The sequence below is a fragment of the Rhizobium sp. 18055 genome (assembly GCF_902706285.1).
In the GTDB taxonomy this organism is placed as follows: Bacteria; Pseudomonadota; Alphaproteobacteria; order Rhizobiales; family Rhizobiaceae; genus Rhizobium.
In genome coordinates, this window is the sequence record NZ_CACSKD010000001.1 from 228,865 (window position 1) to 253,719 (window position 24,855).

A 24,855-nucleotide genomic window follows, 5' to 3' on the forward strand; every position below is an offset into this window, starting at 1 on the left:
GCCGTGGGAAGCACCTGACCGTTCTCCCACGATGCACCGGGCCAGGGTCGGCGAGACTGGTGGGCTGGCGTTTGCAGCACCCACCATGCAGCCTCTCGCGACCGCGGTGCTGCCGACTGACCGCTACATCGTCTTGCGATAAAGCCATAGCTGCGCTGGCGGGATGTTGCGCATCATGAAGGCCAGATGGCGGACCTCATATTGCTCAGGCAGCGCAACCACGGGCGACAACAGGCCATAGGTGATCTGAACCACCGGCCGACCGACCGGAACGCGTTCGAGAAGATCGATCACCAGCGCTTCCCGCTTTGCCACCGGCAGGTGCAGCAGCGGTATCGCCGAAATCACGCAATCGAACTGCGCGTCGCGTCGGTCGCCGAGGGCAAGGTCAAGAGCGAAGGCATCGCCGCAACGAATATCGACGCCTGGAAACTGCGTGCGCAGATGGTCGCAAAATTCCGGCGAATACTCGATGGACGTCAAATCCTGCGCCCGCACACCCCGCGCCAGAATGGCTTTGGTAATGACCCCTGTTCCCGGCCCAAGCTCCAGCACCGGCAAACCAGAGGCGGGGCGAACGACGCTCGCCATTTTCCTGGCGGTGACGGCAGATGTCGGCGCGATCGCCCCGACTGCCTTCCTATTGCGCTTCCAGCCCTTCAGAAATTCGATCTCATCCTTGAATTTCAACCCCACCCGCTGCCGCATGTTCATTTATGCTGTCGCTCCCGCTGCTTGGACTCACACTAAGGCGTGATAGCAACATCCTAAAAGCGACAAAATCAAGTGCACCAACGTCACATACCGTTCGGTTCGCGGACAAGTTGGTGATGGATGTCGGGAATGGAAGCATTGTGAGTGAGCCAACCGATCGAGATGCGATCGATACCGGCTGGGCTTGGCCAATATTTTAAGGTAATCGTCTCACGCATCTCTGATCGTTCTTGAAAGCGCCTGCATCTTCCGGAAAGCGTCGTAGCGTTTGGCGTGGGTCTCCATAACCGCACCTTCGGCGGGCGTATAGACACGATCGACGCTGGAGAGAGTGGCCATTGCGCGCTGCAGGTCGCCGAAGGCTTGGGACGCCACAGCGCCAAGCATGGCCGCGCCCAGCAGAACCGGCTCATCCGACTGTGTTGACACGACCGGCGTGCCGCTGGCATCGGCCAGCAACTGCCTGACGAAATCATGCTGCCCGGCGCCGCCACTGATTACGATCCGATCGGCTGTTGCACCCGCGGCCGCCTGTGTATCGATAATCTGCCTCAGCCCGTAGCCAATCCCGGCCAGCCCGGCGACGTAAAGCGCAATCAGGCTATCCAGATCGCGTTCCATGCCGAGGCCTGCGATCACCGCGCGGGCATGCGGATCGGCAAAGGGAGCGCGGTTTCCGAGATATTCGGGAACGACCTGCAGCCCTTTCGCAAGCTGGATGGCAGCCGACGGATTTTCGAACTTTGCGGACGCCAGATCGGCGAGCAAGACAGGCAGCGGTATCGATTTTTCTGCGGCCATAGAGGCCGCCTGCTGTGCCGCTGGATGATAGGCAAGCAGCTGATCGATCGCAGCACCCGCGGCACTCTGGCCACCTTCGTTCAACCACATGCCGGGCACCATGGCGGAGTAATAGGGGCCCCAGACGCCCGGCACGAACACCGGTTCTGCCGTGGACGTCATCGTGCAGGACGACGTCCCGAACACATAGGCGAGGTTGCGATCCGGCCTGCCATCGATACCAACCGTTCCGATCCCGCCAGCATGAGCGTCGATCATGCCGGCGCCAACCGCGGTTCCGGGTTTCAGCCCCATGGCGGAGGCGGCGGCCTCTGTCAGCCCCTGGCCCAGCGGCGTGCCAGGCTCGACGATGCGTGTCCCGATCCGACCAAATCCTTCGTCAGCCAGCGTGCCGAGGCCGATCTCGTCGAAATAGCCGGCATCCCAGCGCTGTTCGTGGGCAAGGTAAGTCCATTTGCAGGTCACCGTGCAAGTGGATCGCGCCAGATCCCCTGTCGCCCGCCATGTCAGGAAGTCCGCAAGATCGAAGAACTGCCATGCCGCATCGAAAATTGCGGTACGGTTTTCCTTCAGCCAAAGGAGCTTCGGCGTTTCCATTTCGGGTGAAATGCGTCCGCCGACATAGCGCAGCACATCATGACCCAGCGCATTGATGCGCTCGGCCTGTTCGAGCGCGCGATGATCCATCCAGACGATGATATCCCGGTTCGGATCATCCGACGGGCCGACTGGCAAAGGCGCACCGCCCTCCCCCAGCACCACCAGCGAGCAGGTCGCGTCGAAGCCGATGCCGGCGACGGTAGCAGCATCGATACCGGCTGCAGCGACGGCCTGACGGACGCAGGTGCAGACGGCCTGCCAAATCTCGGCGCTGGATTGCTCGACGATCGCCCCTGGTTCACGATAGAGCGCGATGTCCTGCTTGGCGGTCGCGAGCATCCGTCCGGTCAGATCAAACACCCCGGCCCTGGCGCTACCTGTGCCGACATCGACGCCGACGACATGGCGGCCTTTGCCCGGAACGGATGTGTCAGGTGTGTGGGTCATGAACTTCGGCTCTTTATCGTTTGCAGAACTCTGGGAGGCGCAACGTCGGCCTCAGAGATCGACGCTGTTTGGCAGGATGACGAGATCGCGAATGGTGACGTTGCGCGGCCGCGATAGCATGAACAGCACGCACTCGGCCACTTCCGTTGGCTGCATCAGGCTGCCATTGGCCAGCGCTTCCTCCATCTTGGCTTTCGGCCAGTCATCCAGCAGTGCCGTGACGACAGGCCCGGGCAGAACGGCTCCAACGCGAACGCCATGCTGCGCCACCTGCCGGCGCGTCGAATGGACGAAGGCCTGAACCGCAAACTTGGATGCCGTGTAGATCGGCTCCCAGATGACGGGAACGACACCGGCGATTGAGCTGGTGAAAAGGATGTCGCCGGATTTCTGGGCAATCATGTGCGGCAGCACCGCATGCACCGAGCGAAAGGCCGCATTGATATTGAGGTTCAACATCCGATCCCAGGCATCAGGATCGCCCTCTGCCACCGGGCCACCAATATAGGCGCCGGCATTGGCGTGGAAGATGTCGAGGCGGCCGGCAAGCTCCAGTATCCGCGGCAGCATGCCCGAGACCTCGGCCGGCTTCAGCAGATCGACCACCAGCGGCAACGCGCGTTCGCCAAGTTCGGCGCAGAGCGTATCCAGACGCTCCCTGGCGCGATCGACCAGCACCACCGTCGCGCCTTCGCGGATCAGCGTGCGGGCGCATTCGAGCCCGATGCCGGATGCGGCGCCGGTGATGGCAGCCACCTTGCCCTTCATCAGTTCACTCATGAGACATACTCCTTCAATCAATGTTCAGGCGCGTCCGTGGCTGACGCGGGACCGGCGGGCGAGCGAGTCGACGATGACGGCGATGGCAAGCACCGCACCCGTGATCATGTAGCGCAGCGACGAACTCAGGTTGAGCAGCGTCAGCCCGTTGGAAATCGCCTGGATGACGATGATCCCGAGCAGGGCCGAATAGGCGCTGCCGCGGCCGCCGAAAAGGCTGGTGCCACCGATAACCGCCGCTGCAATCGCGTTCAGATTGACGTCGCCGGTACCGGCCTGCTGGCTCGACGACGCCAGCCGTGAGGCAGACAGGATGCCGCCAAGCGTGGCGAGCGTCGAGCAGAGCATGAAGGCGCTCAGATAGATGCGGCGGACATTGATGCCGGAGCGGCGCGCCGCCTCGCGGTTGCCACCGACGGCAAACATCGAACGGCCCCAGCGGGTGCGGGTCAGCGCATAGTTCAAGGCAACGACAAGGACCACGAGAAGACCGAACATCCACGGCACGCCGCGACCGAGGTTCAGGTAGTAGACGGCAAATTCCAATGCCACGGTGAGGATGCCCGCCTTCAGTGCCAGTGCGCCAAAGGGTTGCGATGAGAGATTGGCGGCGCGGCGGCGCTCACGGGTGCGCATCCCGATCACAACCATCACCGCACCGGGCACCAGCGCCAGCACGTGGGATAGCCAAGCCGGCATGACGAGGATCTGGCCAAACCGGACGAGTGGCGAGGCATACGGCAAGTTGATGCTGCCCGTCGGCCCGAGGATGTAGAGCTGCAGCCCCAAAAGCGCCAGCAGACCCGCGAGCGTCGCCACGAAACTCGGCATTCCGAGCCGGCTATAGAGTGCCGCGTAGAGCGCGCCGACAGCCGCACCGACGACCAGCGCAACGACAATCGCACCACCGACCGGCCAGCCGGCATTGACCCAGAGGACGCCGATGATCGCCGAAGACAGGCCGCTCATCGAGCCGACGGAAAGATCGATCTCGCCGAGCAGCAAGACGCAGACGATGCCGAGCGAGATGATGCCGACCGTTGCACAATCGAACAGCAGGTTGACGAGGTTGTTGGGAAGCAGGAAGACCGGGTTGAGGATACTGAACACCGTCGAGATGACGATCAGGCCGACGGCAACCGGCAGCATGCCGAGATCGCCCGATCTTATCCGGTCGATAAAGGCCTTCACCAGGTCGGGGATGCTTTCATTGTGCTTGACGCGCTCGTCGCTGCGATCGAGCATGGCGCCAGTGTGGCCCGGCACGCTATCTGATTTTTTTTGGCTGAAGTCTTGCTGGCTCATGCGGGCCTCCCGCTGGTCTCGTTGGACTGAACGGACTTGCGCTCCATGCGGCGCGAGACCGAATTTTCCGTGGCGCCGGTGATAGAGGCGACCAGTTCCTGATTGGACGCATCCGGCGTGAAGACGCCATTGTTGCGCCCGAGCCGGAGGACGACGATACGATCGGCGACCGCACGCACGTCTTCCATGTTGTGGCTGATGATGATGACGCCAAGGCCGCGATCACGCACACGCTCGATCAGGTTCAATACCTCGGCGGTTTGTGCGACCCCAAGTGCTGCCGTCGGTTCATCGAGCATGATGATCTTCGGATCGAGCAGCAGCGAGCGGGCAATGGCGACTGTCTGCCGCTGACCGCCCGATAGCGAGGCGATTGGCTGACGCACAGAGGGGATACGGGCGGCAAGCTCGCGCAGCAGCGTCCAGGCACGCACCTCCATGGCAACCTCATCAAGGCTCCACGGCGACATCTCGTGCCCGAGGAAAAGATTGGCGACGACATCGAGGTTTTCGCAGAGCGCCAGATCCTGGAACACGGTGGCAATGCCGAGCTCGAGGGCTGCTCCGGGACTATCGAGCGTCACCTGCTTGCCCATGAACTCGATGGTGCCTGACGATTGCTGATGCACGCCGGCGAGAACCTTGATCAGGGTCGATTTGCCGGCACCGTTATCGCCGACCAGGGCCACGACCTCACCCGCCTTCACCTCGAGATCGATGTCGGTCAGAGCGGAAACCGCACCGAAATTCTTGGAAATATTGCTCAGCCGAAGAATGGTCTCACCCTTCTCCGTTTTCGAACTCATGTCGCGCATCATGGCTCCAGGCCTTTCTGAGGATCAAGTTCGCCCGACCGCGCGAAGCGGCCGGGCGACACAGGGAGGACTTACTGGATGCCCAGCTTCTTGCAGCCGTCGGCATACTCGCCGGTGCAGACCTCGGCCGCCGTCTGGATCTTCTTGTCGAAGATCTCGGCCTTGATGTTTTGCGCGGTCACGACCGCCGGCACGAACAGCTCGGATGGGGTATCGTAGAGCTTGCTCTTGGCCTCGAGTGTCTCGCCCTTGATCAGCTGGAACGCCACCTTGGCGGCAGCGGCCGCGACGATCTCCGAAGGCTTGGAGATCGTGTTGTACTGATCGCCGGAGATGATCAGCTGCAGCGCGGCAATCGTTGCATCGTTGCCGGTGATCGGAGGCACAGGCTTTACACCCGCCGCCTTGAAGGCAGCGATCGCACCGCCGCCGGTTCCGTCATTGGCGGCAACAACGCCCTTGATGTCGGCGCCGAAGCGGGTGATCTGGCCGGCAGCCCATTCCTGAGCCTTCGGCGGCGCCCATTCCGGCGTGTCGTATTCGGCAAGCGTCTTATAGCCGGAATCCTTCAAACCACGATGGATGCCGTCACGAATAAGCCCGGCAGCCGCGTCGGTCGGCGAACCGTTGATTTGCAGCAGACCGGAGCCATCTGCAACGCCTGCGGTTTTCAGCGTATCGACCAGCGACTTGGCAATCGCGTAGCCGATACCTTCGTTGTCGAACGAGACGTAGAAATCGGCAGGCTTTGCCGGGATCGGGCGGTCGTAGGCGATGACCTTTACATCCTGCGACTGGGCAATCGCGACCAGCCCGGCAGCAGCCGATGAATCGACAGGATCGAGCACGATGACCTTGGCGCCCTGTGCGATCACCGAGTTGAACTGCTGCTGCTGAAGCGAAGCGTCGGCATTTGCGTTCTGGTAGATCACGGTGCATCCGGCACACAGCTTTGCCATCTCCGCCTTGAAGCCGGGGAAGTCGTGCTGCTCGTAGCGGGTCGATGCCTGGTCAGGCATCAGGAACGCGACGGTTGCGGTATCGGCCGCTGCTGCGGCACCGGCAAAGCCGGTAAAGACCGCAGCGGTCGCCATAATGAATTTACGATATGCCATGCTCTCCTCCATGAGAAACGGAATTCTTGTCACAGGATGACGTCCGGTCGGCCTCCAAAGATACGATCGACAGTGGGTCTCGACCGCACTCCATCTCCCCGGCCAGCCCTCCACAGCTAACCTACTCCATCGATTGAGCGAGTCTGCTCAATCGATGGAGCAACAATTGCCACTTTCGCATATTGCTGTCAAGCTGCACACGAACGGAGACTGAAATTTGTGAATCGCCCAAAGCAGCCGAAACGGACCACCATCTACGATCTGGCGGAACTGGCCGGCACGTCTGCCAGTGCAGTGAGCGCTGTTTTGAACGGAAACTGGAAGAAGCGTCGCATCGGCAGCCAGTTGGCCGAAAGGATCACCAAGCTCGCCGAAGAGCAGGGTTATGCCGTCAACATGCAGGCCAGCCTGCTCAGGCGCGAAAAATCCAAGATCATCGGCATGATCGTACCCAAGTACGACAACCGCTATTTCGGCTCGATCGTCGAGACGTTCGAAACGATGGCGCGGGAACGAGGGCTGTTCCCGATCATCACTTGTACGCGCCGCGATCCAAACCTCGAGATCGAGGCGGCACGCGAAATGCTTTCCTATCAGGTCGAATGGGTCGTCTCGACAGGTGCTACCGACCCGGATCGGGTCACCGATCTGTGCGCAGCATCCGGCGTGCGCAGCCTCAATCTCGACCTTCCCGGGTCAAAGGCGCCATCGGTAATATCGGACAATTTTTCCGGCGCGCGCGAACTGACCCGCCGGGTGCTCGTCAACTACGAGCGCAAACTCGGCCACAGGTCGCCGCTGCTGTTCATCGGCGGTCGCGGCAACGACCACAACACGTCGGAGCGCGTCAGAGGTTTTCTCGCCGCCCATGCCGAAATGGGAATTGCCATCGACGAACATCATATCCTGACCTGCGGATACGCGCCCGAAAAAGCCGAGGAAGCGCTCGCCGCCGTGGCGCGGGCAGAGGGCAGCGTTCCGATGGGAATGTTCGTCAACTCGACGATTTCACTGGAAGGGGTGATGCGGTGGATGACCTGCTCCGGGCACACCGGCGCCAAGGCGCCGACGCTTGGCTGCTTCGACTGGGACCCCTTTGTGGCACTGCTCTGCGAGGATATCGAGATGGTCCGCCAAGACGTCCCTGCAATGCTTGCGCGGGTGTTCGACATCATCGATCACGGCGCCCATGCAGGATCGCTGATCGAAATTCCGCCCGTTTTTATTTGACCGGCCCCGCCTTTGCCTTTCGCCGGAACGCCTAAGCTCAGCCATGGCGCAGGCAAGGGAACGCCCGCAAAGACATGCGGGCTCCCTCGATTTCAAACCGAGGGGACAGCCGCCGATGTGGCGGCGAGCCCCTCATTGTTTTCGCCCGCAAGATCGGCAACGGGAGGCCCGGCGCGCGCGTCAAGCGATAGCCGGATCTTACGGTCACGTGTCCGCGATCTCACCCGACTTGCGCCCGGCGTTCACATGACCCTACGCCAAGCCCTGGCAACACATTTCAATGAAGACCATGCTGGCGGCCGGCCGTGCAACGGCTGCTTTCAGAACTCCTCCCATTCGTTGCGTGCGGCAGCGGCAGCGGCGTTTCCACCGCGGAAGCTCGATGCGACCCGCTGGGTCAGCGCTCTGGCCTGGGAAGCGACTGGCTGCGAGGTCCCGGTTGTAAGATTGACGGGTGCTCGCCCTGTCGACGCACTCCTGCCGTCCAGCGTGAACTGGCCAAGCAGGACGTTTAGCGCGCTTGCTTCCTTCGCGAGACTGTGGCTTGCGGCATTGGTCTCTTCGACCATCGCCGCATTCTGCTGGGTGCCCTGGTCCATGCTGTTGACGGCCGTGTTGATCTCCTGGATGCCGGTTGACTGTTCGCGTGCCGCCTTGACGATGGCGCGGACGTGGGCGGTGATCTCGGTCACCTCGGCTTCGATCTGAACAAGCGCCGCACCGGTTTCACCGACAAGATTGACACCGGTACCAACCTGCGTTTCCGAGGTTGTGATGAGTGTCTTGATCTCCTTCGCTGCCTTGGCAGAACGCTGAGCAAGCTCGCGAACTTCCTGCGCCACGACGGCAAAGCCCTTCCCAGCCTCGCCGGCACGCGCCGCTTCGACACCGGCATTCAAGGCAAGGAGGTTGGTCTGGAAGGCAATGTCGTCGATCACACCGATGATGTTGCTGATCTCGCCCGATGACCGGGCGATCTCGTTCATGGCCGCAACGGCATTGCGCACGATGCCACCCGATTTCTCGGCGCCCGCTCGGGTCTGCTCCACGAGAACGCTCGCTTCTTCAGCCCGCTTCGTCGAGTCTCTGACCGTCGTGGTGATCTGCTCCAGCGCTGCGGCGGTCTCTTCGAGAGATGCCGCCTGCTGTTCCGTCCTGCGGGCAAGGTCGTCGGCTGCCGAGCGAATTTCGGCGGCACCGGAGTTGATTACGCCGGCATTCTTGCCGACCTCCTGGAGGGCGGCCTGGAGCTTGTCGAGCGACACGTTGTAGCTCTCGCGCAGGGCGTCCAGATGTTCGACGAACGGTTTGCGGATGCGGTGCGAGACATCGCCATCCGAAAGACGCTGCAAACCGAGCGCCAGCGCCTCGACAGCTTCCTTGGTATCGGCAGCGTCCTTTTCCTTGGCGGCTTCGCGGGCGCGACGCTCGCCTTCCGACAGGGAGCGTCCTTCATCGGCTTCGCGCTCGAGGCGCGTGCGCTCAATGGCATTGTCCCTGAAGACGGCGACGGCAGATGCCATCAGGCCCACTTCGTCCTTGCGGTCGAGGCCGGGCGTTTCGCTCGCCGTATCGCCCGTGGCGAGAGACCGCATGCGCGCCTGCAGGCGATCGATCGGGCCGGTAATGCCACGCGACGACACGTAAAGCCCAAGCAGCACGATTGCGATGAGCGCAAGGCCCATCGACACCAGACCTGTTAGGATTGTGTCGTCCGTCTTTGTCTGGAGGTCGGCGGTCCCGTCCGCCATCATCTTGATAAGCTGATCGTTGCCACCGGCAAAAAGCGGCAGGATCGCCGTCAACTGGTTGCCGGCCTTGCGCATCAACACGACAGCTTCATCGTGCTTTCCCTCTTTCACCAACGCGATCACCTGCTGGCCGGACGCATCGAACGCGCTGATCGCGGTCAGCATCGCCGCAGCCGGCTCGGCTCTGGATTCCACAAGCCGACCGGTGGTCACGATACGCTCTTTCATCAGCGCCAGATTGTCGGTGTAGATCTTGATGGAGGCGGCAAACTCAGGCGATGCGGGATCGTTGATCAGGATCAGACCAAGCTGAAATCCGAGCTGCAGGAGACCGCCTGTGGCCCGGGCATTCAGCATCGCTGCCATGCTCTCGTGGGACAGGAAGCTGGAATAGCGGCTGTCGGCGCTCTTGAACTGAACGCTGACATAGGCGAGGCCCGCGATTGCGATGACGCCCATCAAGGCAATTACCGCGATAATTTTTGTGCGAATTCTGGCGTTTCGAAGAAAGCTCATTGGAAGCCTGCTGGGTTCGAACATCCGGCGACATCGTCAAAACAAGGTGGATCCACAGCTACGTTCGGTCCAGCGAATGACACGTCCAGATGCACTGTTTTGGAATGATCATGGCAGTGGACTCCACCCTCATGGCGAATAACTCCTCCCGAACTGCCGACATCAACTTGTCATACCATTAGCTTACAGAACCATTAAAATTCTACATATCCCGGTTGTAATTTTCCAGACAGACAACGAGATGTCGCCAGGGTCGCCCGATAAGGGACAAGCACCGCTCCGGCCGACGCGGATATTAAAGGCACCGCCGGTTCACTTGAGAAAGACAATGATCGCTCTGCGGGTTGACGCGACGCACCTGTCATCTCGGTATGATCCATTCGGATGAAATCGGGAATATCGGCAGTCAGCCAAGACCTTGCAGCCATGCACTGTCCGGCTTCGAGAGCCCGTCTGGCGCGCTGCAAATGGGTCGAAGATTGGTGTTTGGAGCCGAACATCCGAGATCCGACTGCGTGTTTTACCAGAGATCGGCGACTGTCTGCACGACAGTTCTTGCCCGGATCGCGCCCTGAGTCCATATAGACGCTATGACGCAAGATTCAAAAATATTCGTTGGGCTTAAATCCGCTCGAAAAAAACCAGCTGCCCACAGCGAACCAACAGGTCCAAGATGCCAATGGGACGGTTGCGAGAAGGCAGGCACGCACCGCGCGCCGGTCGGAAGCAGTGCTGAAGGGCTGTATCTGTTGTTCTGTCTTGAGCACGTGAAAGAATACAACAAGGGGTACAGTTTCACGACAGCTCCATCGAGCCCCGAGGTCGCTCGCTACCAGAGGGAAGCGACGACAGGTGGCCGTGCAACCGTGGGGACGCGCGTCACCGAAGCGACCGAAATCCCGATGCCATTCACCGTCCGCTCCGGTACGGCAAAGGCATTGAATGCACGCAAAACCGCAGCGCAGCGACAGGCGCAGAAGGCCGATCTGCAAGTCAGGAAGCTCAAGGTGCTGGAAGCCCGGGCTTTCGAGACGCTTGGCGTTTCGCAGGGCGCAACGCCGGAAGAAATCAAGGCGCGCTACAAGGAGAAGCTCAAGATGCATCATCCTGACGCCAACGAGGGCAACCGAACCTCCGAAGACGAGCTTCGCGCATCGATCGAGGCCTATAAGATACTTAAATTGAACGGATTTTGCTGAGGCGGTGCTTCAGCATGGCGGGGCGACCTGGGTCGCCTCGCCGCCTCGATGCCCTGCCCTCGCCCCGCCCCGCCATTGGCAGTTGGCGACACAGCGATAGAGCTTTGATCAGGCCTCTTCTGCAATCAAAGCGGACACGCTTTTGGCCTGAACGCGAATATCCGGCACCGCGGTAATCTCCCAGAACTGGCCGGCGGTCAACGCCCCGACCGCATAGACGCCGGGCTGTCGTTGACCGTCCGAGCCAATGATCTGCGAGGTCCTGTCGACATCGATACCGAGGCCCAATGGATCGGCCGCGATGAGCCCCTGGCGCTGCATCTCCTGCAGCAAGGGCGAGTGCCTGATGCCGGCGCGCTCCATGCCGGTGCAGTTGACGAGCCAATCGGCCTGCAGAGAGGCGATCTGTTGCCGCCCCCTCAGTCTGTATGTGAGAGCCAGCCTGTTTCCGTCCTCAGCAACCGCCGTGAGGTAGCCGGCGTGAATCTCAAGGGTGGCATCACGCAGCATCGCCTGCAGACGGTCGGACACGTCCGAGGGGATGCGATGCCGATGGATGTTCCACCACGGCAAGGCATGCCGAAGGAAGCGAGCCCGCTCGCTCTTGTCCAGCCGCTGCCAGACGGCTTGTATTCCCGGCCGCAATCCATCCATAAGCGCCCGCCAATCGCCACATGCCTTTGCCTGGCGGCGAAGTGATTGGAGGAGCGCGCTCATGGTCAGTTGGCCCGTCGGCAGTATGGGCTCGACTGCAGGCGGATGGTCACGCACATGCGCGAGGGGTATGAGGCCACGACGCGACAGAACCTGGATACGGCCCTCATGGCCATGAGCCCGCAACGCCAGCACCTGGTCGATCATTGTCAGGCCGGAACCGAGTATGCATACGCTGTCGAATTTCTTGATCCTTTGAAGCCAGGAAAGCCGCCAGGGATTATCCACGATGTGCTTGCGGACCTCCGTCCCAAGGTTGGCCATCTCCATCGGCAGGCTCGCATTGCCTACACCCAGGCACAGCACCACGTTCTTGCCGAGGATCTCCGCGGCGTTGTCCAGCGTGAAGGCGAGCCCCACCCGGAACCTTTCGACGCAACCGGTTGCCTTTGCTTTGATGAAATCCACCCGACATCGGGCGCTGCGATTGCGCAGCAGCGAAGCCAGCGTGTCGCGGAGGTAGAGGCCATAATCGCGGCGCGATGCGAAATCGCCGGCCTGCAGCGGTCTGCCGCGACGTGTCAGCCAATCGACAAAATCGTTCGGCCGGTCTGGAAATACGCTCATCCTGCCGGCCGGCACATTGAGCCTGTGCAAATAGAGTTCCGTTCTGTAGGCCGTTCCGCGGCCAAAACCGGGATCGTCGCCGATAATGGCGATCGACGCCGAGGGCGGCAATTTTCCAACGAGATTGATAGTGACAGCGATCGCCGAAAATCCGGCACCCACGACAACGACGTCATAAACCAATCCACCCTCCTGACTGGCTGTTGCAACTGTAAACGCATATTGGCTCGCCTGGGTTCCTTGCCCGAGCTGGCCCGACCTTCACGCAGACACTCCGGTAAGGCCTACCCCTGCCGACGCATCCTTCCGCATCAGCGATACTATCCGCAGTCGAGCGCAAAGACATTCCTTTTAAGTAATAGTTTATAGATTTTATATTCTTCTTTTTTGACCTCGTATTGTCCACCCATAGGCCTTGTCGGTTTTGGAGAGAGAGATGGACAGAGCGCTACATCCCACGGATCGAATTCGGCAACTGACAGCCCGTCTTGCCAGCGAGGAGGATGCGCTGGCGACAGCGCGCGCATTGGCGAGGAGATTTGCCGAGAAAGCAGCGTTACGCGACCAGGAGCGGTTGCTGCCCTATCACGAACTGGATGCGCTGTCGCAGTCCGGCCTGCTGGCGATCACCGTGCCCCCCGAATATGGCGGCATCGATGTCTCCAACAGCGTGCTTGCCGAAGTGGCGGCCATACTCTCGCAGGCCGATGGCTCGATCGGCCAGATTCCGCAGAGCCACTTCTATATCCTGGAAGCGCTCAGGGTCGATGGCACGGAGGAGCAGAAGCGCTTTTTCTTCGGCCGTGCGCTGGCCGGCGATCGGTTCGGCAACGCGCTCTCCGAACGCGGCACCAAGACGGTCGGCCACTACAACACGCGCCTCACCCACGACGGGATCGGTTATCGGCTCAATGGCCGCAAATTCTATTCGACCGGCGTGATCTTCGCCGATTGGGTGACTGTCTTTGCGCTGGATGAGGCCGACAGGTTGACCATGTCCTTCGTCCAGCGCGGAACCGATGGCATCGAGATCATCGACGACTGGGACGGCTTCGGCCAACGGACGACCGGCAGTGGCACGACGGTGCTTGATAATGTCTACGTGCAGGCCGATGCCGTGGTGCTGCATCACAAAGGGTTCGAGCGCCCGACGACGATCGGCTCGGTCGGACAGATCATCCATGCCGGCATCGATCTTGGCATTGCGCGCGCCGCTTTTGCCGAAACGATCGACTTCGTGAAAACCCGCTCGCGCCCATGGACCGACAGCGGCGTCGACAAGGCTTCCGACGATCCATTGACGATTGCCAAGGTCGGAGAGTTGGCGATCCGGATCGAGGCCGCCACAGCCCTCGTCGAACGGGCCGGCCTGAAGGTCGATATTGCCCAAATCGACACCAACGAGGAAAACGTCATTGCCGCGACGCTAGCGGTCGCCGCCGCCAAGGTACTGACCTCCGAGATCGCGATCGAAGCCGCCAACACCCTGTTCGAACTTGCCGGCACCGCCTCGACGGGCACGGGGCTCAATCTCGACCGGCACTGGCGCAATGCCCGCACCCACACGCTGCACGACCCGGTGCGCTGGAAGTATCATGTCGTCGGAAACTACCACCTCAATGGAACGATACCGCCGAGAAGCGGCGCGCTCTGACGTCCGCTCCGGAAACGCTAGAAGAACAATAAATCGATATCGGAAATCGAGCGGTTTGGCCATCGAAGGCCAGCAACCGTCTGAATTGTCACCCAGATGCTTCTCGAGGCTTGGGTGCCGGCCCTCGACGCCGATGAAGCCTGGCACCCTCATATTCGTGTCACAGGTTTACCGGTGCGGAGCACCGGGATTGCCTGTTCCCACTCAATCACGCTCTTGCGAACTGCCGATAGCGACTATTTCGCCTGCGTGTTTCCTATTGTTGCGCGCCGGTTTTGACAACGCCTTGCTGCAGATCCTGCTGATCGGCGACAATGGCGGCGGCCTCGCTCAGCAAAACGTCCTTTGCGTTCTTGCGGGCATTCTCGATAGCAATATCGGCGCTCAGGCTACGCTCGTTTGCTTGCAGGCCATCGTCCTTTTCAGGATCTACACCGTCGTTTGTGTCCTCGCGTGACTTGAGGCGATTTGCCCGAGCAGTCCATTCCTTGCGACGTTCGGCTTCATTGAGGGAAACCACGCCTTTTTCGCGCTGCGCCTTGAGTTCCGCGATGTCTCCCAAAAAGCGCTGGAAGTCCGGGTCGCCCTGCACCCGCGCGTCATGGCGGCCTTTCAGTTCCGGCAGCAACGTCGCCAGGTCGCCGGCAGGCGCATATTTTGCAGACTTGATCTGTGTCCACGGCAGGGCGTTGTCGTAACTCGCCTCACCAAAGCGCTTGGGGTCCGACAGCCCCGGCAGGCTGATATCAGGTGTCACGCCGCGCAGCTGGGTTGTGCCGCCATTGACGCGGAAAAACTGTGCGATCGTCAGTTTCAACTCCCCGAATTTCGGCTTGCTGTTATGAGCAACCTCGTCAAGATTAACCACGGTTTGCACGGTGCCCTTGCCAAAGCTGGGCTCACCGACAATCACACCGCGGCCGTAATCCTGTATCGCTGCAGCAAAAATCTCGGACGCTGAAGCCGAACCACGATTGATCAGCACGCCGAACGGACCTGTCCATGCTGGTGTGGGAAGATCGTCACTTTGCACCTCCACCTTGCCGTCGGCGCCGCGCTGCTGGACCACCGGGCCCTTGCCGACGAAAAGGCCGGTCAAATCAATTGCCTCTGCCAATGAACCGCCGCCATTGTTGCGCAGATCCATCAAAACACCATCGACCTTGTCTTGCTTCAACTCAACGAGAAGCTTGGCGACATCACGGCTAGCACTTCGGTAATCCTTGTCGCCTTTTCGCCGCGCTTCGAAATCCTCGTAGAACGCCGGCAGCGTAATCACTCCGATTTTGCGCGTGGCATCACCATCCTTTACCGACAGGATGGTCTTCTTGGCAGCCTGCTTTTCGAGGCTGATCTTGTCGCGCACCAGACTGATCACCCGATGGGTGCCGTCTGCTCCGGCATCGGCTGGCAAGATGTCCAGGCGCACGACCGAAGCTTTTTCACCCCGGATCATTTGCACGACCTCGTCAAGGCGGGTGCCCACTACGTCCTTGACGACGCCGTCTTCGCCTTGACCGACACCGGTAATGCGATCCCCGACCGCGAGCTTGCCGGACAATTGGGCCGGTCCACCCGGCACGAGTTCGCGGATCGTGGTGTAGTCATCGCGATCCTGCAGCACCGCACCGATACCAACCAACGAAAGTTTCATTGAAATGTCGAAGTCAGCCGAAGCCGTCGCGCCGAAATAGTCCGTGTGCGGGTCTATCGAGTTCGTATAGGCATCCATGAAGGACTGGAAAACGTCGTCGCTCTTGTACTTGTAAGCGCGCTCAAGGGCGTTCGCGTAGCGTTTGTCGAGCGTTTCGCGACTAGCCGCGTCAGTCTTGCCGCCCAGCTTCAATCGCAGCCAGTCGCCTTTGACGCGCTTGCGCCAGAGTTCATTGCCCTCGGCTTCAGATTGTGGCCACGGCGCGTCGTCGCGCAATAGCGAATAATCTTCCTGTACAGTGAAATCCATGTCCCGCTTGAGCAGGGTCCGCGCGTAATTCATCCGATCGACAACGCGCTGCTCATACACGTTGAAGATTGAAAACGGTATCTGCAGGTCCTCGCGCTTGATGGCATCATCGATCTTGGCGCTGTCAGACATGAACTTGTCGATGTCGGCCTGCAGGAAAAACACGCGGTCTGGATCGAGCGACTTGATGAAGCGGTTCATGATCTTGGCCGACAAGTCATCGTCGAGCGCGATGGGCTTGTAACCGTACCGCGAGAGAAATTGCGCGCTCAACTGTGCGGCTTGCGCCTGCTGCTTTAGCGGCGCCAAAACAGGCGGCGATCGCACTTCCAGAGCGTATGCCGATGGTGCAATTGCCAGGAGGACGACAAGGAAGCCGTATTTTATACGCATTAAGCTCTGATCCAATTCTTAGTGTCGACTCGTTCATGTCTGACGTTGGTGGAGCAATTATGTTTTTTTGGCAATTAAATGGATGCGCCGCCCCAAAACAAGCGTTCCTTTAGAATAGAGGCCTCAAACAGCCGCGCCCGTCGGTCGGCACTTTGTCGGGACGTCGATAATCCTGACCGCCAGCAGTGGCGCAGACGCGCTCGGAAAACCCTGACAATTCCCAAGCGGCTATAGTGCCTGTTCTCAAGTACAATGCGGTTGAGATACCTGCATGGGTCAGGAAGACGTATGGGGCGCGAGCCGCCAGTAGGGCTTTTTGATTTCAATCAGAGACCTGCCTGGATCACCCGCCTTGAGACGAATCGCGGATCAGGGCAACCATGTCCTGTCTGACCGTGGCGTCCGTCAGGAAGTAGCGGTGGCCGATGAAGCCGGCGTTGCCTTCATACTCGATGAAATCCGCCAGTCCTGCGAGTTGCTCGGCCTTCCAGATCGTCTGTGTCTCGCCGTTTGCCGTCGGCAGATGGCCGACGCTCAACTGGCCGAGGCGAACGGCACTTCCGAACAGCATCGCGGAACGTCCGAGCGCGCGGTCGTTGGGCGAAGAATAGACCGTCAGGTGGCTGGCAACCGATAGAACAGGGCAAGGGACGCCCAGGCCGTCGGACGTGCGACCGCGACGACCACCAGAATGGTGATGGACCAGCGGGCAGCGCCGCGCAGGATGGGACGGCGTGGATGTCGAACTGGGGAGGCGGTGGGGCCGTCAATGTCGTTCGAGTTCACCAGACGCAACTCCGATCTGTCGTGCTCGGGCGGAGCGGCTCGTTTCCGCCCGGCAGTGTCTTGGGATTCTGTCCCGGCTGCCACGCGGCGGATCGGTGTTCACGCGCTCATGGAGTCGCGCGCTTTCGAACATAGCACATGCGATTGATGCGGGATAACGGCCGCAGGCACGGATATGCTCGACGTGGAGATGGCCAACGAGGCCATCGGTAGCCTCGGTATCGGTCGATCGGACGAACGGATGCCAAGCGCTTTCGTCCTTTCAGTAGCGAAAGCTAAAATAACCAGCTGCCGCAAAGCAGCAATGCCACACTCCCCCCGCTTTTCAGCGATGGGGAGTGGGGCCCGCACGCTGACTAGCGTAAACCTGTGCAGACAAAACGCTCTGATAGATGATGGATGTGCTCGGTCCCGATGCCGCAGCAGCCACCGATGATCGATGCGCCGGCGTCTGCCCAACCGTCTGCCCAACGGCCGTAGGACTTCGGATCAAGATCGTTTCTGATCTCCGACACCACTTCGTTCGCAGCACCATCCTCGTCCTGGGAACCGAAGGCATTTGCATAGACGCCGAGAGGCAGCATTGGTGCTGCGGCACGCGCGGCCGCGAGCGCTGGCGTCATGACTTCAGGCATGGCGCAGTTGAATAGCAGCGCCTCAGCGTTCAGCTTCTGCGCAAGGCGCGCGGCATCGGCAACGGCCTGCCCGGACCGCAGCTGCGGTTCGGGCATCTCTTCGGGCGCAACGTCATCGCGCAGCGTGAACGACAGCCACAGCGGCTTGCCTGTCTCGCGAATGGCCTCAGCCGCCGCTTCAGCTTCTTCGAGGCTGCTCAAGGTCTCGGCCAGCCATAGATCGACATAGCCTTTGAGGCCGCGGACAAGCACACCCAGATATTCCTGCGCGAGAACGGGCTCGAAAAGGTCCGGCTGATAGGAGCCGAAGACCGGCGGCAGCGAACCGGCAACCTTCACGCCCTTGGATATTCCGGCCGCATCGCGCGCCATCCGGCCTGCAGTCGCTGCCAAGGCCTCCCCATGCTCGCGAAAACGGTCGGCGCCGATATGGAACGGTACAACCGCATAGCTGTTCGTGGTGATGACCTGTGCGCCGGCGCGGATATAGTCCTCGTGGACCTGTCGCACCATCTCAGGCGCTTCCATCAAGGCAAGCGCCGACCACTCGGGTTGCCGGAACGGAGCACCGACGCGCTCCAGTTCACGGCCCATTCCACCATCAAGGATTGTCATTTCAGTCATCGGGATCTTTCCATAGTCATGTTTGTCTTCTGAGCTTCGAGCTCATGAAAGCCGCTCAGGTCGGCCTTGATCGATGCATCTATATGCGTCCGGACAGCCTGCTCGGCACGCTCCGGCGTTTGCATCGTCAAGGCATCGAAGAGCTCTTGATGTTCCGCGACCAGCGGATTACGGCGCGGCCAGTTCAGCTCCGACCACCGGTAAAGCCACTCCATCTTGTCGGCCAGCTGGGCATGGCGGCGGATGAGAAGCTGGTGTCCGGTCTGCCTGACAAAGCTTGCATGGAAGCCAAGATCCGCGTCGAGCCGGGTATCGACATCCCCCTCTTCCGCCGAATCCAGGGCTTCAAACGCAGCGTCGATCCACGACGTACCGATCTCGGCCCGCTTCTCCGCCACAATCCGTGCTGCCAGCCCTTCAAGGGCTGCCCGCAACGTATAGATTTCCTCGATTTCCCGGGCGTCCAGCGAAACAACGTGCCAGCTCGAATAGGGCGTGCGAGTGACCAGTTCTTGTGCCTCGAGCGCAAACAGCGCAGAGCGCACCGTTCCACGGCCAACCCCGATCTGTTCGGTCAGCGCCAGTTCGGTCAACGTGGCCCCAGGCTGGAATATACCGCGGACGATTGCGTTGCGCAGCCAATCGGCGGCGTTGTCCTGCAGGCTTTTCCGGTCGATCGGTTCAGGCATGGTGACACCTCAACGGTTGCGATCGAAATGACCGCGGATAAAGGCACGACAGCGCTCCGAAACCGGGTTCACGAAGACCTGCTCAGGCGGGCCGTCTTCTTCAACGATGCCCTTGTTCAGGAAAATCGCGCGCGACGATACCTCCCGGGCAAATCCCATCTCATGCGTGACAATCAGCATCGTACGGCCCTCCTCGGCCAAACTACCAATCACCTTGAGCACTTCACCGACCAGTTCCGGATCCAACGCCGAAGTCGGCTCGTCGAAGAGAATGGCGCGTGGATGCTGCGCCAGCGCACGGGCGATCGCGACGCGCTGCTGCTGCCCACCGGAAAGGTGGGCCGGCCAGGCATCACGCTTTTCGGCAAGGCCGACCTTTTCCAGCAGTGCCATCGCCTCATCGACGCATTCCGCCCTCGGCCGCTTCTGCACGAAGATCGGCGCCTCGATGACATTCTGCAGGACAGTGCGGTGCGGCCACAGATTGAAATTCTGGAACACGAAGCCGAGATGCCCGCGAATACGGCGTGCCACGACCTCTTCGGCGTGCGTCAGCTTTCCGCCCTGGGGCGAAAGGCTGTCGTCTCCGACAGCGATCGTGCCGCCATTGGGCACTTCCAGCATGGGGATGGTGCGCAGAAGCGTGCTCTTGCCGGAGCCACTCGATCCGATCAGCGAGATCACATCGCCGTCGTTTGCCGTCAGGTCGATGCCGCGCAGGACCTCGTTGTCGCCGAAACGCTTATGAAGGCCGCTGATCGAAATCGCGGGGCGAACTGTCATGACGTCACTCCAAACTGCCAGGGAGAAAGGCGGCGCTCTAGCCAGGTCGAAGCTCTGGTGACGATCAGTGAAAACACCAGATAGATCAGGCCAGCACACAGGAAGATTTCAACGGCGCGCCACGTCTCCGACACGGCAGCGCGCGCAATGCCGGTCACATCCATCAGCGTGATCGTGCTCACCAGCGCCGTCGCCTTCAGCATCGAAATCACCTCGCCTGAATAGGCCGGCAAAGCCTGGCGAAAGGCGATCGGCAATATGATGCGCCGGGTGATGTTGAGCCTCGTCATGCCGGACACCCGGCCCGCTTCGACAGCGCCTCTCGGGACGGCCCGCAGAGCGCCTCTCAGGATTTCGGATGTATAGGCCGCATCATTGAGCACCAATGCCAGCAGGCCGCACCAATAAGGCTCGCGCAGGAACGGCCACAGGAAGCTGTGACGGATGAAACCGAAGCTTGCCAGTCCGTAGTAGATCATGAAGATCTGGATCAGCAGCGGCGTTCCGCGGAACAGGAAAACATAGGTCGATGCGACGGCGCTGCCGATGCGGGAAACGCGCAACAGATTGAGCAGCAGGGCAAGGCACCCGCCGCCGATCAGCGAAAGGATGCCGAGGTTGAGCGTCAGCGGCACACCGGAAAGCAACTGCCTGAACGTGTCGGCCAGAAAGGTGAAATCCATTCAGATCACTCCCTGGGGATGACCGCGAAGGCTGCGTCGCTCGAGCAGGTGGAATATCTGGCCGGAAACCGTGGTGATGATCAGGTAGATGACGGCACCTGCCGCATAGAACAGGAAGTGCTCCTGCGTCGAACCGGCAGCCACCGAGACCTGACGCATCACTTCGATCAGCCCGGTGACCGACACCAGCGCAGACTCCTTGATGACGGACTGCCATTGGTTTCCCATGGCCGGAATGGCCGTCGTCATAGCCTGCGGAACGATCACGCGGCGAAACAGCGTAAACGGCCCCATCCCGACCACGCGACCAGCCTCGATCGTACCCTTCGGTACCGCCTGGTAGGCTCCGCGCAGGACCTCGGCCTGATAGGCGCCTGAAATCAGGCCAATCGCCAGCATGCCGGCAACGAAGCCGCTGATCTCGAAGGGACCCGGAAAGCCGAACAGACCGACAATGGCCGTCAGCACCTGACGGCCACCGAAATAGAACAGGTAGATGATCAGGATGTCCGGCACGCCGCGCATGACGACAGTGTAGCCCTCGGCAAACTTTTGCAGCGGCCAACTGCCCGCCACGCGGGCCCATGCCACCAACGTTCCGATCAGCAGACCGCAGAGAAAAGCGCAGATCGAAACGGCCACAGTCAGCAGGCCGGCCCTTAAAAGAGCCAGCCCCCAACCGTCGGGGCCAAACCCCAAAAGTTCGATATCTGCTTGCATTTCAGCCTCAGAGTGTCGGCGTCACCACGAGACCGAACCACTTCTTCGACATTTCAGCCAGCGTGCCGTCGTCGGACATCGCCTTCAGGGACGCGCTCACCATCTTCTTCAGCTCTTCGTCGCCCTTCTTGACGGCCACGGCAGACCCACTGCCCATCACGCCGCCCTTGAAGGACGGTCCGGTTGCCATGGCCTTGTCCGCGTTTTTCTGCAGGAACGCCGCAACATTGGTGACCGCTGCCATGCAGGCATCGGTGCGGCCATTGATCAGATCCTGATAGACATCGGGGCCGCTCTGGTAGGTGCGGATCGTGACGTCCTTGCCAGCGAGATACTGGTTGAGGAAGGTCGCCTGAATGGTCGCGACCTGAACGCCGACCGTCTTGCCGGCCAGAACCTTGGCAATGGCAGCGATGGTGTCGTCGGTCGTCTTCGCATCGGCGAGGTCAACGAAAGTGCCCGTACCCGAAAGTTCGATGCCGCTATCCTTCAGGACCGCAAAGGTCGAGCCGCCGGTGGTGTAGGGGAGAGAGAAATCGACGACTTCAAGACGCTTGTCGGTGATGGTCACGGCGTCGATGACGCCGTCATACTTGCCATCGGCCAGGCCCTGGATCATTCCATCCCACGCCTGCGAAACGACCTTGAAGTCAAAGCCCGCGCGCTTGGCAACCTCGGTAATCAGGTCGATCTCGAAACCGGTGATTTCGCCGTTTGCCGATGTCATGTTGAAGGGAGGATAGGCTCCCTCTGTCGCGAAGGTATAGGTGCGGCGGGTCTGCGCGAACAGGCTCTGCGGCGCAGTCAGCAGGCCAGCGGTGGCCGCGAGGCTGAGACGCAAGAAACTTTGACGGGTCATTTTCATCGGGAATATCCTTCGCTTCGTGCTGAGCTGGGTGCAGGTATTGTCAGGTAAGCAGTTCGACCGCCATGCGCGTCAGCGCAATCGCGCTCTGGGCAATGCAGGCCTCGTCAGGCTGGTAGTCGGAGTTGTGGACGCGATCATCGCGGCCAGGCTGGCCGGAACCAACAAAAATCTGGATCGACGGCAGTCGCTCGGAAAAGAACGAAAAATCCTCGGCGCCGAAACTTGAACCCTGCTCGACGAGGGGCGCCTCGCCAAATTGAAGGCCGAGCACGTTTGCCGCGCGATCGACCAACCGGTCGTCGTTCATCAGTGGCGGCGCGCCGCGCACATAGTCGATATCGACCGATACGTTCATCGCGGCCGCAGCGCCGCGGCAGATCCGATGGAACGACGCTTCCGCCAGATCACGCGATTCCGGCGACCGGCACCTGACGGTGCCTTCGAACATGCAGCTGTCCGGGATGATGTTCTGTGTCGCTCCGCCCTGGATATGTCCGATCGTCAACACGGCTGATAGAGCCGGGTTCATTTCGCGCGAAATCAACGTCTGCAACTGGGTGATGACATGTGCTGCCGCAACGATCGGATCGATCGCCGCATGCGGACGGGCAGCATGACCGGACTTGCCGTGGACGACGACCTTGAACTCGTCGCTCGACGCCGTGCTTGCGCCGCGATTGAGCACAATCTTGCCGGCCGCGGTTTCAGGACGATTGTGGAAGGCGATTGCCATGTCCGCACCGTCGGCAGCGCCATCTGCGATCATCGCCGCAGCACCGCTCTCCATCGTTTCCTCGGCCGGCTGGAACACCAGCCGAACAGAACCGGAGAGATGCGGCGCCAGCTGGGTAAGCGCCTTGGCGGCACCAAGAAGCGAAGCTGTGTGCAGATCATGGCCGCAGGCATGCATCTTGCCCGGCACTGTCGAGGCAAATGACAGACCTGTCTGTTCCGCAATCGGCAGGGCATCCATATCGGCGCGAAGGATGATGCAAGGACCCGGATGCGCGCCGGTGATCGAGGCGACGATGCCGGTTCGACCGACGCCGGTCTGCGGCTCGATACCCATGGCCCGCAATTCGTCGGCCACCAGCGCTGCGGTCCTGATGGTGTCGAAGCCGGTTTCCGGATGCGCGTGGATATCACGGCGCAGCTCGATAAGGCGCGGCTCTACGGCGCGCACCAGCGCCTCAATCGTCTGCCCGGGATCGTTCGAGGGGTGATGCATCTGCAATCTTCCGAAATTGGCCTTGCGATAATTGTGACAAGAATGCGAAAAGCATTTTGGATTGTCAAGGATCGACAATCGACAATATCGTTGGAACTGGCGACTGGATGCCGAAACGTGGAGGCGCAGCTATGAAGTCTGACACCATATTGGCAGGGCTTGGCGGAAAGACCGATCAGGCGACCGGCGGGCTCGTGCCGCCGTTGCACATGGGCGTGACCCATATGCTTTCGGCCGATGGCCCCTCCGTCGGCTATGTCAGGGGCGGTGTACCCGGAGGCTCTGACGTCGAGCATCTGATGAGCCGGATCGAGGGCGGAGCGGCGGCGCTCGCATTTTCATCGGGCATGTCGGCGGCTCAGGCAGCGCTGGCCCTGCTGGTGCCTGGAAGCCATCTCATCATGGAAGCCAATGGGTATTACGAGTTCCGTGGCATCATCGGACGCGCCTGCGCTGCAAGAGGCATTGACGTGGATCTCGTCGACCTCTGCGACCGGGATCTTGTTGCCGCCGCGATCAGACCCGGAAAAACGGCGATGATCTGGGCCGAGCTGCCGGCAAATCCGCAATGGCAGATGCCGGACATCGCCGCCCTCTCTAGCCTCGCGCGCCGCGCAAATGCGACACTGCTGGTCGATGCCACCGTTGCCACACCGATCCACTGCCGTCCGTTGGAGCATGGCGCCGACATCGTGCTCCATTCCGCGACGAAATATCTGAACGGCCACGGCGACCTCGCGGCCGGCATATTGGTCTTTTCGAACCCTGACCACATCGACATCCCACAGTGTTTCCGCACCGAAGCCGGCACGGTTCTTACGCCGTTCAGCGAATGGCTGCTGCTTCGAGGTCTGCGCACGCTCGCCGTGCGAATGGCGCACGCATCTGCTTCGGCGCTGGCGATCGCCCGGTGGCTATCAGCCGACGGCCATGTAAACATCGTGCATTATCCAGGACTTGCGAGCCATCCTCAACATGACGTCGCAAGGCGGCAATATCAGCGCGGCTTTGGTGCCATGCTATCGTTCAGGCTTGTCAACCGCGCCGACGCGGCAAAACTCGTTCGCGCGACGCAAATATTCCATGCAGCCACCTCGCTTGGTTCCACAGAGAGCCTGATCGAACATCGCGCGGCAACCGAAGGCGAAGGCAGCCGATGCCCGGACGATCTGGTGCGGCTGTCGATCGGCCTCGAGGACCTGGGTGACCTGCTGGCGGATTTGCAACAGGCTCTGTCGTCACTCCGGTAAGCCTCTGTCCAGCCGGCGATCGAGG

General features: G+C 60.8%; 21 protein-coding genes. 4 read left to right on the forward strand and 17 right to left on the reverse strand.

Annotation, left to right across the window (positions count from 1 at the left end):
- Positions 1-123 precede the first annotated feature (123 nt).
- The 6 genes from pmtA to GVL52_RS01070 form a co-directional block, all read right to left on the reverse strand.
- A complete protein-coding gene (gene pmtA, locus GVL52_RS01045; RefSeq protein ID WP_160003401.1) occupies positions 124-714 on the reverse strand; it encodes a phospholipid N-methyltransferase PmtA in 591 nt (196 codons plus the stop codon).
- A gap of 210 nt (positions 715-924) precedes the next feature.
- Positions 925-2,562, reverse strand: a complete 1,638-nt coding sequence (locus GVL52_RS01050) for an FGGY-family carbohydrate kinase (protein ID WP_160003402.1) — start codon at positions 2,560-2,562, stop codon at positions 925-927.
- Between the two features lie 51 nt (positions 2,563-2,613).
- Positions 2,614-3,342: an SDR family oxidoreductase gene (locus GVL52_RS01055; protein WP_160003403.1), complete on the reverse strand. Its 729-nt coding sequence runs from the start codon at positions 3,340-3,342 to the stop codon at positions 2,614-2,616.
- Positions 3,343-3,366: 24 nt separating this feature from the next.
- A complete protein-coding gene (locus GVL52_RS01060) occupies positions 3,367-4,587 on the reverse strand; it encodes a sugar ABC transporter permease (RefSeq protein ID WP_160003967.1) in 1,221 nt (406 codons plus the stop codon).
- A gap of 56 nt (positions 4,588-4,643) precedes the next feature.
- The gene (locus tag GVL52_RS01065) at positions 4,644-5,462 is read right to left on the reverse strand and encodes an ATP-binding cassette domain-containing protein (RefSeq protein ID WP_244619052.1); all 819 of its coding nucleotides are present in this window, start codon (positions 5,460-5,462) and stop codon (positions 4,644-4,646) included.
- Between the two features lie 71 nt (positions 5,463-5,533).
- Entirely contained in the window at positions 5,534-6,577 is a 1,044-nt protein-coding gene (locus GVL52_RS01070; protein ID WP_160003405.1) for a sugar ABC transporter substrate-binding protein, read from the reverse strand.
- Between the two features lie 219 nt (positions 6,578-6,796).
- On the opposite strand from GVL52_RS01070, the gene GVL52_RS01075 reads away from it, so the two are divergent.
- On the forward strand, positions 6,797-7,807 hold the full coding sequence (locus GVL52_RS01075) for a LacI family DNA-binding transcriptional regulator (RefSeq protein ID WP_160003406.1): 1,011 nt from the start codon (positions 6,797-6,799) through the stop codon (positions 7,805-7,807).
- A gap of 320 nt (positions 7,808-8,127) precedes the next feature.
- Here GVL52_RS01075 and GVL52_RS01080 read toward each other — a convergent pair whose 3' ends face one another.
- Entirely contained in the window at positions 8,128-10,074 is a 1,947-nt protein-coding gene (locus GVL52_RS01080) for a methyl-accepting chemotaxis protein (RefSeq protein ID WP_200847735.1), read from the reverse strand.
- 590 nt (positions 10,075-10,664) lie between these two features.
- On the opposite strand from GVL52_RS01080, the gene GVL52_RS01085 reads away from it, so the two are divergent.
- On the forward strand, positions 10,665-11,273 hold the full coding sequence (locus tag GVL52_RS01085; protein ID WP_160003408.1) for a J domain-containing protein: 609 nt from the start codon (positions 10,665-10,667) through the stop codon (positions 11,271-11,273).
- A 108-nt stretch (positions 11,274-11,381) separates the two neighbouring features.
- On the opposite strand, the gene GVL52_RS01090 is transcribed toward GVL52_RS01085, so the two are convergent.
- The gene (locus GVL52_RS01090; RefSeq protein WP_160003409.1) at positions 11,382-12,737 is read right to left on the reverse strand and encodes an FAD/NAD(P)-binding protein; all 1,356 of its coding nucleotides are present in this window, start codon (positions 12,735-12,737) and stop codon (positions 11,382-11,384) included.
- Between the two features lie 253 nt (positions 12,738-12,990).
- Between GVL52_RS01090 and GVL52_RS01095 the strand changes: the two genes are divergently transcribed.
- Positions 12,991-14,208, forward strand: coding sequence for an SfnB family sulfur acquisition oxidoreductase (locus tag GVL52_RS01095; RefSeq protein ID WP_160003410.1), 1,218 nt, complete (start codon positions 12,991-12,993; stop codon positions 14,206-14,208).
- 256 nt (positions 14,209-14,464) lie between these two features.
- Here the strand turns inward: GVL52_RS01095 and GVL52_RS01100 are convergent, their stop codons facing one another.
- From GVL52_RS01100 to GVL52_RS01140, 9 genes are all read right to left on the reverse strand, one after another.
- Positions 14,465-16,564 carry a carboxy terminal-processing peptidase gene (locus GVL52_RS01100; RefSeq protein ID WP_160003411.1) on the reverse strand — a complete coding sequence of 700 codons (2,100 nt, stop codon included), beginning with the start codon at positions 16,562-16,564 and terminating at the stop codon, positions 14,465-14,467.
- Positions 16,565-16,907: 343 nt separating this feature from the next.
- A complete protein-coding gene (locus GVL52_RS30750) occupies positions 16,908-17,270 on the reverse strand; it encodes an alpha/beta hydrolase (protein WP_160003968.1) in 363 nt (120 codons plus the stop codon).
- 436 nt (positions 17,271-17,706) lie between these two features.
- Entirely contained in the window at positions 17,707-18,609 is a 903-nt protein-coding gene (locus GVL52_RS01110) for a homocysteine S-methyltransferase family protein (protein ID WP_160003412.1), read from the reverse strand.
- Entirely contained in the window at positions 18,606-19,298 is a 693-nt protein-coding gene (locus GVL52_RS01115; protein ID WP_160003413.1) for a GntR family transcriptional regulator, read from the reverse strand. Before GVL52_RS01115 ends, GVL52_RS01110 begins: the two co-directional genes overlap by 4 nt.
- A 9-nt stretch (positions 19,299-19,307) precedes the next feature.
- Positions 19,308-20,081: an ABC transporter ATP-binding protein gene (locus GVL52_RS01120; RefSeq protein WP_160003414.1), complete on the reverse strand. Its 774-nt coding sequence runs from the start codon at positions 20,079-20,081 to the stop codon at positions 19,308-19,310.
- Positions 20,078-20,764: an ABC transporter permease gene (locus GVL52_RS01125; RefSeq protein WP_160003415.1), complete on the reverse strand. Its 687-nt coding sequence runs from the start codon at positions 20,762-20,764 to the stop codon at positions 20,078-20,080. The genes GVL52_RS01120 and GVL52_RS01125 overlap by 4 nt, the downstream gene beginning before the upstream one ends.
- On the reverse strand, positions 20,765-21,484 hold the full coding sequence (locus GVL52_RS01130) for an ABC transporter permease (RefSeq protein ID WP_160003416.1): 720 nt from the start codon (positions 21,482-21,484) through the stop codon (positions 20,765-20,767).
- A gap of 7 nt (positions 21,485-21,491) precedes the next feature.
- Entirely contained in the window at positions 21,492-22,349 is an 858-nt protein-coding gene (locus GVL52_RS01135) for a transporter substrate-binding domain-containing protein (RefSeq protein ID WP_160003417.1), read from the reverse strand.
- Between the two features lie 43 nt (positions 22,350-22,392).
- Positions 22,393-23,580: a M20 family metallopeptidase gene (locus GVL52_RS01140; protein ID WP_160003418.1), complete on the reverse strand. Its 1,188-nt coding sequence runs from the start codon at positions 23,578-23,580 to the stop codon at positions 22,393-22,395.
- 131 nt (positions 23,581-23,711) lie between these two features.
- Here GVL52_RS01140 and GVL52_RS01145 point away from each other — a divergent pair, with 131 nt between their 5' ends.
- Positions 23,712-24,830: a PLP-dependent aspartate aminotransferase family protein gene (locus GVL52_RS01145; RefSeq protein ID WP_160003419.1), complete on the forward strand. Its 1,119-nt coding sequence runs from the start codon at positions 23,712-23,714 to the stop codon at positions 24,828-24,830.
- The last annotated feature ends 25 nt before the right edge of the window (positions 24,831-24,855 follow it).